The sequence below is a fragment of the bacterium genome, assembly GCA_021372775.1.
GTDB lineage: Bacteria > Acidobacteriota > Polarisedimenticolia > J045 > J045 > JAJFTU01.
The window spans coordinates 1-10,833 of the sequence record JAJFTU010000137.1 but is presented as its reverse complement, the minus strand read 5'-3'; the positions used below and the strand labels follow the sequence as shown (position 1 = coordinate 10,833).

Below are 10,833 nucleotides of genomic sequence, written 5' to 3'. Positions count from 1 at the left end.
TCCACGAGCTCTACGGCTGCTTCAAGCCGAAGTCGCTCTACGGCAAGACGGCCCTCGGCGTGGACCGCTCGACCTTCCTGATCGACAAGGACGGCGTCGTCCGCCGCGTCTGGCGCGGCGTGGACGTCTCGAAGCACGCCGCCGAAGTGCGCGCGGCGCTGGAGGAGATAGTCGCCGCGAAGCCGTGACCGACGACGCCGGCGGGCGCTCAGTCGCCGTCGGCGAAGATCAGCGCGCGACGGTCGGGGCCGAGCGGCGCGCAGCCGAGGAACGTCTTGCCGCGCGCCTGGGCGATCCGCAGGGCGAGCCGCTCGGCGCCGGGCGGCTCGCTCGCCGCGACGACGGTGAGCGCGCGCGGCGCGACGTCTCCGCGCGGGCGGAAGACGAAGAGCGTGCCTTCCTCGCCGCCCGGCGCGAGCGCGAGGAGGTCCAGCCCCTCGGCCGTCCGGTCGTCGAGCCATCGCTGCAGGGCGAGATCGTCGGTGAAGCGGCCGGCGAGGACCCTGTCGGCGCGCTTCGCGGCGTCGGGGGCCCGCTCGGCGCGCTTGGCGGCGTCCGGGGCCCGCTCCGCCCCTTTCGCCGCGGCGCGTCCCTCGAGGCTCGGCGCGCGGCGGGGCGAAAGCTTGATCTCGACCCGGTTCGGCTTGCCTTCGGCGAACCGCACGCCGTTCTGCGCCCGCTCGACGAAGCCGCGCGCGGAGGCGGCGACGCGGTAGGTTCCCGGCTCGACGCCGCGGACGCGGAACGCGCCGTCCTTGTCGGTCGTGACGGCGAAGCGTCCTTGGCCGCCGTCCTCGGGCACGACGACGACGAGCGCGCCGGCGAGCGGCCGGCCTTCGCCGTCGGCCACGCTTCCCGTGACGGTGAGCGTTCCGGCGGCCGCGGCGCAGGCGGCGAGGCAGAAGAGCAGGGCGGGGACGAGACTTCGGGCGCGCAACGTTCCTCCCTTGCGACTGAGCATAGGCGGAAACGGCTTCGCCGCGCCACGTTGCCGCGGGTCGGGCGCCGGCCGAAATTCGAGGGGAGGCGGGAGCGGCCCGCCGCGGAGGAACGCGATGCCGTTGATCACGTGGACGGACGAGCTGAGCGTCGGAGTGCGGCAGTGCGACGAGGAGCACAAGCAACTCGTGGCGATGATCAACCGACTGCACGCGGCGATGCTCGAGGGGAAGGGGAAGGACGTCGTCGGGCCGGTGCTGCGCGGCCTCGTCCTCTACGTCGCGGTCCACTTCCGCAACGAGGAGCGGCTGCTTCAGACGTACGGCTACCCGTCGCTGCCGGCCCACCAGGCCGAGCACCGCCGGCTGACCGCGCAGGTCGCCGCCGAACAGGAGCGCTTCGAGAAGGGGCAGGTCGCGTTGGCGGTCGGGCTGATGGACTTCCTCCGCGACTGGCTGGTCAAGCACATCCAAGGCAGCGACCGCCTCTACGGCGCCTACCTCAACGAGCGCGGGGTGCACTGAGGCCGCGCGGCGCGTCCCTCGCGGTCCCGCCTCGCCGGTCGCGGCGCGCGCGGGGGACGGCGGGCGCGCGCCTCAGCGCCGGCCGGCTTGCAGGAAGGCCTCCACCTTCTCCCGCGCGCCGAAGACGACCACGCGGTCTCCCGCCTCGAGCCTCGTCCGCCCCTCGGGAATGAGGCGCTGCGGACGGCCGCGCTCGTCCATCCGTCGCAGGATCAGCACCGAGACGCCGTAGCGCTCCCGCACCCGCGCCTCGGAGAAGGTCAGGCCGACGAGCTCCGGCGGGACCGACGACTCGTCCACGATGTGGTCCTCCGGCAGCTCGACGTAGGTCGGCCGTGCGCCGGGAAGGTCCTCGTCGAATCGCGCGAGGAGCGAGCGGCGGTGGAGGATCTCCAGCGAGTAGACGCCGAGGATGTCCCGCTTCGAGACCGTGCCGATCACCTTGCCGTTCGTCGCCCGGTCGAGCACCGGCAGCCGCTCGCACTCCTGCGTCCAGAACCGCTCCAGCGTGCGGTCGAGCCGCTCTTCGGGCGTCGTCGTCTGGAAGCTCGGATTGGCGACGTCCCGCGCGCAAAGCGAGGCGGGATCGGCCGCCTCGCGCAGCGCGCGGCTCGCCTCGTAGAGGCTGACCGCGCCGGCGAACGCGCCGTCCTTCTCGATGTAGAGGTGGTTGCGCCGCTCGTGGATGAACGTGTCGAGCAGGCGCGGCAGCGGCGTGTCGGCCGGCACGACGCGGTGCTCGGCGCGCATGACGTCGCTGACGGTCAGCTTGGCCATCGCCGCGGCCTCGCCCCGCGGCGTCGGCGCGCCGCGCTTGCGGCGGAGCGCCTCGGTGTAGATCGACTGGTCGTCGATCGAGCGGGCGACGAGGCTCGCCGCCGAGGCGCCGAGCAGCAGCGGCAGGACGATGTTGTAGTCGAGCGTCATCTCGAACAGCATCAGCACGGCGGTGATCGGGGCGTGGGTCGTGCCGGCGAGCAGGCAGCCCATGCCGACCAGCGCGTACGCCTTCGGGCCGCCGACGAACTGCGGGAACGCCATCTGCAGCGCCGAGCCGAAGGCGTCGCCGAGGACCGCGCCGATGAAGAGCGTCGGCGTGAAGACGCCGCCGACCGCCCCCGAGCCGACCTCGGCCGAGGTGAGGACGACGCGCAGCAGCAGCACCATCAGCGCGAAGCCGGGGACCCAGTCCTCGCGGAACAGCAGGACGATCGCCTCGCGCCCGTTGCCGACGACGTCGGGGACGAAGAGGACCACGACGCCGAGCAGCAGGCCGGCGATCGCCATCGCCAGCGGGCGGGGGAGGCGGCTCTTGCGGAACAGCGCCGAGCTGGCCCGCAGCCCGCGCAGGAAAAGGGCGGCGGTCAGGCCGGCGAGGACGCCGAGCGCGAGGTAGGCGGCGAACTCCCAGGGGCTGACGAGCTTGAAGCCGCCGAGCTGGAAGACCGGCGTGCCGCTGAAGGCGGCGCGGGCGAGCATCGTCGCCACCACCGAGGCGAAGACCAGCGGCGCGAAGACCTCCAGCGCGAAGTTCCCGACGATGACTTCCATCGTGAAGAGCGCGGCGCCGATCGGGGCGTTGTAGGCCGCGGCCATGCCGGCGGCGACGCCGCAGGCGACGAGGATCCGCCGCTGGCGCACCGGCAGGCGCATCCGCCGCGCGCCCCAGGAGCAGGTCGCCGCGGCGAGCTGGACCATCGGCCCCTCGCGGCCGAGCGGCGCGGCGGAGGCGACGGTGAGGAGCGAGGAGATCCCCTTGACGAGCGCGGCGCGGAGGTGGAGCACGCCGTCGCGCAGGACGACCGCCTCGAGGATGTCCCAGCCCTTGCCGACGACGGTCCAGCGCGAGCCGAGGTAGAGGACGAGCCCCGCGAGGAGCGCCCCGACGACCGGCACGGCGATCTTGCGCCAGTCGGGGGCGGCGGCGACGCCGCGCACGAGGTTCGGGTCGCCCGGCCAGAGCCACGCCGGCAGTTGGATCGAAAGGGCGCGGAACAGGACGGCGACGACGCCTCCGCCGAGCCCGGCCGCGACGGCGAGCGCGAGAAAGCGGACTTGGCCCCGCGCGGGGGGCGGCAGCACCGGTTCGGCCATCAGTTCATCCGGTACAACTTTCGGGCTAAACGGCCCGCCGTTCCAGTCTCCTTTGCGGCGGGGATGCTATCCTCACGCCGCCCTCCCCCCCGGCGGCGAACGAGGAATCGGGTCATGCGGAAAGTCCTTGCGGCGTTGGCGTCGCTGGCCCTGTTGGGCGGAGCGGCGTTCGCCGCCGAGCCGAAGACCGACGAAGAGAAGACGCTCTACGTGATGGGGCAGATCGTCGGCCTGCAACTCGGCGGGATGCAGCTGTCGCCGGAGGAGGCGGCGCTGGTCGCGCAAGGGCTGCAGGACGCGCTTCTGCGGCGGCCGGCGGCGGTCGATCCCGCCGGATACAGCCGGCAGAAGATCGAGCTGCTGCGGGCGGACCGGAGAAAGAAGCTCGAGTCCGCGCGCAAGGTCCTGTCCGACGCGTTCGTCGCCGAGGAGGCGAAGAAGCCGGGCGCGCAGAAGACCGTCTCCGGCTCGCTCTACTTCGAGCTGCGGCCGGGAACGGGGGATTCGCCGGCGCAGGGAAGCACGGTCAAGGTCCACTACCGCGGCACGCTCTTCGACGGCGGCGAGTTCGACAGCTCCTACAAGCGCGGCACGCCGGCCGAGTTCCCGCTGAACGCCGTGATCCCCTGCTGGACGGAGGGGGTGATGCGGATGAAGGTCGGCGGCAAGGCGCGCCTCGTCTGCCCGCCCGAAGCGGCCTACGGGTCGATGGGCCAGCCGGGCATTCCCGGCAACTCCGCCCTCGTCTTCGAGGTCGAACTGCTCGCCGTGAAGTGACGTGCGGAACCGGCCGATGAAGAAGACGGCGCGCCGCCGCGTGCTGGTGATCTACAACCCGACCGCCGGGCGGCGGCGGACGGCGCTGCTCAACGCGACGCTCGCCGCGCTCGAGGGGGCGGGGGCGCAGCCGCGGCTCAGGCCGACGTCGGAGCGGGGGGACGCCGAGGCGTTCGCCCGCGAGGCGTCGCCGGAGCGCTGGGACGCGGTCGTCGCGGCGGGGGGCGACGGGACGATCAACGAGGTCGTCAACGGCCTCGCCGGGTCGTCGGTGCCGATGGGGATCATCCCGCTCGGCACGGCGAACGTGCTCGCGCGGGAGATCGGCCTTCCCGCCGCGCCCGAGGAGTTGGCGCGGACGATCGTCGGCGGCGTTTCCCGCGGCGTGCGCGTCGGCTCGGTGGACGGGCGGCTCTTCTCGATCATGGCCGGGATCGGCTTCGACGCGCGGGTCGTGGACGGGATGTCGCTCGCGGCGAAGCGCGGCGTGGGGCGCTGGGCCTACGGGGCGGAGTCGGTCAAGCAGGTGCTCCTGCCGCTGCCGCCGCCGTTCGAGATCGAGGTGGACGAGCGGCGCTGCGCGGCGCAGGGGGCGATCGTCTGCAAGGGGCGGCTCTACGGCGGCTCGTTCGTCTGCGCGCCGGAGGCCGACATCGAGAAGCCGAGCTTCGAGGTCGCGCTGATCCGCCCCGGCGGCCGCCTGACGCTGCTGCAGGCCGCGCTGGCGCTCTTCTCCGGCCGCCTCGCGCGGAGCGGGGCCGCGCACATCGTCACCGCGACGAGGGTCCGCGCCCTCGAGCCGCGGGGCGCGCCGATCCAGGCGGACGGCGACGTCGTCGGCCGGACGCCGGCGCGGATCACGATCGACCCGCGGCCGCTCCTGCTGCTCGCGCCGTCAAGTCCGGGCCGCCGCGGCCGATAAGCCGCTTGGGGATCTTGTCCCCGCGGAGGAGCGGATGATCGACGCGGTCAGCTCGGCTCTCGGCGGCATCGCCCAGGCGACGCGCGACGTGGCGCAGGTGGCGCGGCGGACGGCCGGCTCGCCCGATCCGGAGCGCCTCCCCTCCGACATGGTCTCGCTCCATCAGGACGGCGTCGCCGTCAAGGCGAACGTCGCGGTGATCCGCGCGGCCGACGAGATGATCGGCTCGCTGCTCGACTCGCTGGGCTGACGGGCGCGGGCCTCGCGGGCCCGTCCTTTGGGCCGTTTCGGGCGGTTCGCCGGGGGGGCGCGGGGTGTGGCGACCCGCGGCGCGGCCGTGCGATCATGACCGCATGCCCTGCTGCCTTTTCGCGCTGCTGATCTTCGGCTTCCCGCGCCTCGCGGTGGCCGCCCTGTGGCTCTTCACGCCGTGGGTCGGGCGCGCGTTTCCCGGCGGGGCGCTGCTGCCGCTGCTGGGGATCGCGCTGCTGCCGTACACGCTCCTCTGGTATCTCGTCGTGATGAACGTCTACGGCGGCCACTGGGGGCTCTGGCAGGTGATCTTCCTCGTGCTCGCGCTGGCGTTCGACTTCTCGTCGTACGGCGGCGCCGCGCGCCGCCGCCGCGACTGACGTCCGCCGCCCCCGCACGTCGCCGGCGTTCGAGCGGCGGGCGCGAAGGGATCAGCCGCGGTTGGCCTTGAAGCCGCGGGCGCGGAGCTCGGCGACCAACTTGTCCACGTGGTCCCCCTGCACCTCGAGCACGAGGCCGTCCTCGGCCTGGCGGATCGTGCCGCCGGCGCCGCAAAGCGCCTTGAGCCGCTTCAGGAGCGCCTCGGCGTCGGCGCGCGCCAGTTGGAACGTGCGCATCGTCGTGACCGCCTTGCCGCCCCGGCCCGCCGTCTCGCGGCGCACGCGGATCGACTGCCGCTCCGGCGGCAGGGAAGCGCGCTCCGCGGACGGAGCGCCGCCCGGGGCGCGTCCCGAACCGTCCGGCCCGGAGGAGTAGACCAGCTTCGCCTTCTCGTCCATGATGCCCCGATCGTATCCGTCCCGCGTCCCCTCCGCGAGGGCCGCGCCGTGGGAGTTCCGATGCTCCGCAACGTTCTCCGCTTGGCCGGCGCGTTCGCCGCGCTGGCGATGGTGAGCGACATGCCGTCCGCAGCTCCTCTGAAGGTCGCCTGCGAAACCTACACCCTCCCCAACGGGCTGACGGTGATCCTGCATCCGGACCACCGGCTGCCGCAGGTCGTCGTCAACACTTGGTTCGACGTCGGCTCCAAGGACGAGGTCCAGGGGAAGACCGGGTTCGCGCATCTCTTCGAGCACCTGATGTTCATGGGGACGCGGCGCGTTCCCGGCGCGGAGTTCGACGTGCGGATGGAGTCGCTCGGCGCGGCCAACAACGCCGCGACCTCGAACGACCGCACGAAGTACTACAGCTGGGGCCCGCCCGAGGCGCTGCCGGTCCTGCTCTGGCTCGACGCCGACCGGCTCGAAGGGCTCGGGGCGGCGATGACGCAGGAGAAGCTCGACCGCCAGCGGGAAGTGGTGCGCAACGAGATGCGCGAAGTGATCGAAAACACCCCCTACGGCGTCGTGGACGCGATCCTGCCGGAGGCGCTCTATCCCGCCGGGCATCCGTACGCCCACTCGGTGATCGGCAGCCACGAGGACCTCAAGGCCGCGTCGCTCAAGGACGTGAAGGACTTCTTCGCGGCCTACTACGTGCCGGCGAACGGGACGCTCGTCGTCGCCGGGGACTTCGATCCGGCGAAGGCGAAGGAGCTGATCGCCGCGACGTTCGGCGCGGTGCCGGCCCGTCCGGCGCCGGCGCGGCGCGCCGCGCGGCCCGCGGAGCTCGACCGCGAAGTGCGGCGCGTCGCCGTGGACAAGGTCGAGTTCCCGCGCCTCTACCTCGTCTGGCCGGCGCCCCCGGCGTTCGCCGCCGGCACGGCCGAGCTGAACCTCGCCGCGGCGATCCTCTCCGGCGGGCCGTCGAGCCGCCTGGAGCGGCGGCTGGTGCACGAACTGCAGATCGCGCAGAACGTCGCCGCCTTCCTCGACGAGCGCGACTTCTCGTCGGAGTTCCAGATCGTCGTCACCCCGGCGCGCGGCGTGGACATCGAGCGGGTCAAGCGGGAGACGCTGGCCGAGCTCGAGGCGCTCAAGGCGAAGGGGCCGACCGAGGAGGAACTGCAGCGGGTCAAGGCGCAGGACGAGGCGGGACGGCTGCGGGGGATGGAGAGCCTGCTGCAGCGCGCCGAGATGCTGAACGCCTACCGGCACTACTTCGGCGAGGCGGACAGCTTCGAGGCGGCGCTCGCGCGGATGCGCCGCGTGGACGCGGCCGGAATCAAGGAATGGACGTCGCGCGTCCTCGGCGGCGGCCGCGTGGACCTGCGCGTGCTGCCGGCGGCGGCGCGCGTCGAAGGGGCGTCGTTGGACAAGGCCCCGGCGCCCGGCGCGCCGGCGCCGTTCGCGCCCCCCGCGCCGACGGTGGCGACGCTGAAGAACGGCGTGGAGTTGGTCGCCGTGTCGCTGCGCGGGAGCGGGCTCTTCGCCGGCGGCCTCGTGGTGGACGGCGGCGAGCGGGCCGTGCCGCCGGAGAAGGCCGGGCTGGCGACGCTCGTCTCGTCGCTGCTCAACTCGGGCGCCGGCGGGAAGTCGGCGCCGGAGTTCGCCGCGGCGGTCGAGTCGCTCGGCGCGAACGTCGGCGCCGACGCGCGCGCCAACAGCTTCGTCGTCGCCGTGCGCGGCCTCGCCTCGCGCCTTCCGCAAACGCTCGACCTCTTCGCCGACGCCGCGCTGCGGCCGAACCTCGCCCCCGACGACTTCGACCGCGAGCGGAAGCTGCAGGCGGCGCGGATCGAGTCGCGCGCCGACGATCCGGAGACGGTGGCGCGGATCGTTTCCGCGGCGCTGGTCTACGGCCGCGACGATTACCGCGGCCGGCCGGTCGACGGCTACGCGCCGACGGTCGCGGCGCTGACGCTCGACGACGTGCGGGCGGCCGTGCCCCGGCTGCTCGATCCGGCGCGGGCGCGCTTCGTCTTCGTCGGCGACTTCGACGTGCAGGAGCTGAAGACGCTGCTCGAGGAGCGGTTCGCCTCGTGGCGCGGCGCGGGAACGCCGGCGCCCGCGGCGAAGCCGCTCACCGAGACGACGGCGCGGATCGCGGTCGTCGACCGTCCGGGCGCGCCGCAGACCGTGATCCGCGTCGCGCGCCCGATCCCGGGCGCCGACGAGCGCGGCCGCGCGGTGCGGATGGCGCTCAACACCCTCTTCGGCGGCGCCTTCACCAGCCGCCTCAACCAGAACCTGCGCGAGGCGCACGGCTACTGCTACGGCGCGGGGAGCGGCATCGGCGGCGAAGGGACGCAGGCGGCGCTGGTCGCGGCGGCGAGCGTGCAGACGGCGGTCACCGGGCCGGCGCTGCTCGAGATGAAGCGGGAGTTCGACCGTCTGGCGAAGGGCGACGTCGTCGCGGACGAGCTGGCGAAGGCGGTCCGCACGTCGCGCTACGACTTGGTGGAGAGCGTGGCGACGACGAACAGCCTCGCCGGGACGCTGGCGCGGATCGTCGCCGACGGGCGTCCGCTCGACGCGCTCGCCCGCGCCGACGCGGCGCTGGCCGCGGCCGGCGTCGACGAGGTCAACGCCGCGGCCCGCTCGGGGATTCTCGACTGGAACGGGCTGGTCGTGACGCTCGTCGGCGACCGCGCCGAAATCGAGAAGCAGCTCAAGGCGGCCGGCTTCGCCGCGCCGATCGTCGTGGACGACGAGGGGCGGCCGAAGAAGTAGCCGCGGCTGTTGCGGAGGACGACGCGGCGCGCGGCGACGCGCGCCGTTCGTCTATTCGGGGCGGCGACGCGCGCGCCGGCGGGGCGCTAGGCGAGGAAGTCCGCGGCGCGGGCGAACAGCGCGTCGAAGGCCGCCTGCACCGCCGCGGGGTCTTCGCCCTCGCGCGGGAACGGCGCTTCGTGCCGCGCGGCGTAGGCCGGGACGAGCGTCTCGACCGGCAGGCCGGCGGGCAGGAGCGTGCGGCGCACGCCGTCCGGCGGCGCCACGACGTCCCCCTCGAGCGCGACCGCCGCGAGCCGGCCGCGCAGCGCGGCGAGGCGCGCGGCGCGGTCCTCGGCGCCGCGGTCGTGGGCGAGGAGCGAGGCGAAGGCGTCGGCGGCCGGGTCCCCTTCGGCGAAGTGGCGCGCGATCAGCGGATCGCGCCGCGCCTCTTCGGGGAAGCGGTCGACGAGGAGCGTCCGCAGCGCGCGGTAGGCGTCGCCGTCGAGGATGAACTTCGAGACCGGGTCCATCAGGTCGAACGTCGCGCCGCCGCAGAAGAGGAGCGCCCGCGCCTCGCCGAAGACCCGCGCCTCGTCGCCGAGCAGCAGCGTCTCGGCGAGGAAGGCGCCGACCGAGTAGGCGAAGAAGTCGAGCGCGCAGTCGGCGGCGAGTCCGGGAACGCCGCCGGCGCGGACGAGCGCGGCGAAGGCGCGCAGGTCGTGGACCGTTTCCATGCAGGAGAAGAAGAACCGCTGCGGGATCGCCTGCAGGCGGACGCTGATCGCCGCGTTGGCGAAGCTCCCCGCCGCGAGCGTCGGCGAGAGCGCGCGCCGCTCCTTGGCCACGGCGTTCATCGCGCGCGGGCTGTTCCATTCCGCGGGGGTGCGGTTCATGTGGAAGGCGATCGGGAAGAGCACGACCGGCCGGCGCAGGTCGAGCGCGAGGCGCGCCCCCCACGCGTAGTACTTCTCCCACGTCTTCTCGTTGAGGCCGTGCAGCAGCGCGACCGTGCGGCGCGCGGGCGGCGCGCCCCGCGGCACGAGGACGGCGCAGCGGAAGCGCGCGTTCTCGACGGCGGCGCGGTCGGGGGCGCCGAGCAGCGGGTCGGCCCGCGGCGCGAAGCGCGGACCCTTGAGCGCCGCGTCGTCGCCGAAGCGGGCGTTGGCGCCGTCGGGGTAGTCGTCCGCGCCGGGGAGGAGCCACGCGGCGGCGGAGGAGAAGGGGAAGGTCGCGATGTCGAGGGGGAGGTCGGGGATCGACGAGAGAGGAGCGTCGAAATCGAACGCCGAGGCGACGAGGCGGTCCAGCGCGAAGTAGTCGATCACGTTCATCCCCCCCATCCTGCCCGCCCCGTGTCATGAACTTGTCCCAACGTGAAGCCGATCGTGTTGGTCGCGCGCGCCGGGCGGCGGCGCCCGCCGCCGTGCCGACGCCGAACCGCGGATCGGCGTCGCCGCGGGGCGGGCGCCGCGGTCGGGACGCTGGACGGAGGCGGCAGGTCGCGCGGGCGGCCGCGGCGCGTCGAGACCGTCGCGGCGGCCGCGGGGCCGACGGGGGCGTCGTCTTCAGCGTTCGTAGCCGGGGATCCGCCGGCGGGAGGGGAGCCGCCCGGCGGTGGGGATGGCCTCGTCGCGGCAGGCGGCCCATCCCCGGGGGAGGGGCGGGAGGCGGCGTGGGAAGCGTCGGAGCTCGAGGATCTCGTCCCAGCCGAGGGGGCGGTCGAGGAGTCCGCGGGCCATGGCGGGGGTGCCGTCGCGGGGGCGGCGCTCGGAGCGGGGCTGGACGGCGTTGC

At 74.2% G+C, this 10,833-nt stretch carries 12 protein-coding genes; 7 read left to right on the top strand and 5 right to left on the bottom strand.

What is annotated here, in order from left to right:
* On the top strand, window positions 1-188 hold a 188-nt coding region (locus LLG88_04530; protein ID MCE5246173.1), incomplete at its 5' end, for a peroxiredoxin.
* 20 nt (window positions 189-208) lie between these two features.
* Here the strand turns inward: LLG88_04530 and LLG88_04525 are convergent.
* Complete coding sequence (locus LLG88_04525) at window positions 209-937, bottom strand: carboxypeptidase-like regulatory domain-containing protein (GenBank protein MCE5246172.1); 729 nt, start codon at window positions 935-937, stop codon at window positions 209-211.
* 118 nt (window positions 938-1,055) lie between these two features.
* Between LLG88_04525 and LLG88_04520 the strand changes: the two genes are divergently transcribed.
* Window positions 1,056-1,463 (top strand): bacteriohemerythrin, encoded by a 408-nt coding sequence (locus tag LLG88_04520; GenBank protein ID MCE5246171.1) that lies wholly within the window; start codon window positions 1,056-1,058, stop codon window positions 1,461-1,463.
* A 72-nt stretch (window positions 1,464-1,535) separates the two neighbouring features.
* Here the strand turns inward: LLG88_04520 and LLG88_04515 are convergent, their stop codons facing one another.
* Window positions 1,536-3,557 carry a chloride channel protein gene (locus LLG88_04515; GenBank protein ID MCE5246170.1) on the bottom strand — a complete coding sequence of 674 codons (2,022 nt, stop codon included), beginning with the start codon at window positions 3,555-3,557 and terminating at the stop codon, window positions 1,536-1,538.
* A 114-nt stretch (window positions 3,558-3,671) separates the two neighbouring features.
* On the opposite strand from LLG88_04515, the gene LLG88_04510 reads away from it, so the two are divergent.
* From LLG88_04510 to LLG88_04495, 4 genes are all read left to right on the top strand, one after another.
* The gene (locus LLG88_04510) at window positions 3,672-4,334 is read left to right on the top strand and encodes an FKBP-type peptidyl-prolyl cis-trans isomerase (protein MCE5246169.1); all 663 of its coding nucleotides are present in this window, start codon (window positions 3,672-3,674) and stop codon (window positions 4,332-4,334) included.
* A 16-nt stretch (window positions 4,335-4,350) separates the two neighbouring features.
* Window positions 4,351-5,256, top strand: a complete 906-nt coding sequence (locus tag LLG88_04505) for a diacylglycerol kinase family lipid kinase (GenBank protein MCE5246168.1) — start codon at window positions 4,351-4,353, stop codon at window positions 5,254-5,256.
* 34 nt (window positions 5,257-5,290) lie between these two features.
* Window positions 5,291-5,506 (top strand): flagellar hook protein FlgE, encoded by a 216-nt coding sequence (locus tag LLG88_04500; protein MCE5246167.1) that lies wholly within the window; start codon window positions 5,291-5,293, stop codon window positions 5,504-5,506.
* Window positions 5,507-5,609: 103 nt separating this feature from the next.
* Window positions 5,610-5,888: a hypothetical protein gene (locus tag LLG88_04495; protein ID MCE5246166.1), complete on the top strand. Its 279-nt coding sequence runs from the start codon at window positions 5,610-5,612 to the stop codon at window positions 5,886-5,888.
* Window positions 5,889-5,939: 51 nt separating this feature from the next.
* Here LLG88_04495 and LLG88_04490 read toward each other — a convergent pair whose 3' ends face one another.
* Entirely contained in the window at window positions 5,940-6,287 is a 348-nt protein-coding gene (locus LLG88_04490) for a translation initiation factor (GenBank protein ID MCE5246165.1), read from the bottom strand.
* A gap of 60 nt (window positions 6,288-6,347) precedes the next feature.
* Between LLG88_04490 and LLG88_04485 the strand changes: the two genes are divergently transcribed.
* Window positions 6,348-9,059 (top strand): insulinase family protein, encoded by a 2,712-nt coding sequence (locus LLG88_04485; protein ID MCE5246164.1) that lies wholly within the window; start codon window positions 6,348-6,350, stop codon window positions 9,057-9,059.
* Between the two features lie 86 nt (window positions 9,060-9,145).
* Here the strand turns inward: LLG88_04485 and LLG88_04480 are convergent, their stop codons facing one another.
* Both LLG88_04480 and LLG88_04475 read right to left on the bottom strand, forming a co-directional pair.
* On the bottom strand, window positions 9,146-10,372 hold the full coding sequence (locus LLG88_04480; protein ID MCE5246163.1) for a DUF6051 family protein: 1,227 nt from the start codon (window positions 10,370-10,372) through the stop codon (window positions 9,146-9,148).
* A gap of 234 nt (window positions 10,373-10,606) precedes the next feature.
* The coding region (locus LLG88_04475; GenBank protein MCE5246162.1) for a hypothetical protein at window positions 10,607-10,833 on the bottom strand (227 nt) is incomplete at its 5' end.

Coding starts and splice junctions, on each gene's coding strand:
- LLG88_04520 (MCE5246171.1), top strand. CDS start 1,056: ATGCCGTTGATCACGTGGACGGACGAGCTGAGCGTCGGAGTGCGGCAG.
- LLG88_04515 (MCE5246170.1), bottom strand. CDS start 3,557: ATGGCCGAACCGGTGCTGCCGCCCCCCGCGCGGGGCCAAGTCCGCTTT.
- LLG88_04510 (MCE5246169.1), top strand. CDS start 3,672: ATGCGGAAAGTCCTTGCGGCGTTGGCGTCGCTGGCCCTGTTGGGCGGA.
- LLG88_04505 (MCE5246168.1), top strand. CDS start 4,351: ATGAAGAAGACGGCGCGCCGCCGCGTGCTGGTGATCTACAACCCGACC.
- LLG88_04500 (MCE5246167.1), top strand. CDS start 5,291: ATGATCGACGCGGTCAGCTCGGCTCTCGGCGGCATCGCCCAGGCGACG.
- LLG88_04495 (MCE5246166.1), top strand. CDS start 5,610: ATGCCCTGCTGCCTTTTCGCGCTGCTGATCTTCGGCTTCCCGCGCCTC.
- LLG88_04490 (MCE5246165.1), bottom strand. CDS start 6,287: ATGGACGAGAAGGCGAAGCTGGTCTACTCCTCCGGGCCGGACGGTTCG.
- LLG88_04485 (MCE5246164.1), top strand. CDS start 6,348: ATGCTCCGCAACGTTCTCCGCTTGGCCGGCGCGTTCGCCGCGCTGGCG.
- LLG88_04480 (MCE5246163.1), bottom strand. CDS start 10,372: ATGAACGTGATCGACTACTTCGCGCTGGACCGCCTCGTCGCCTCGGCG.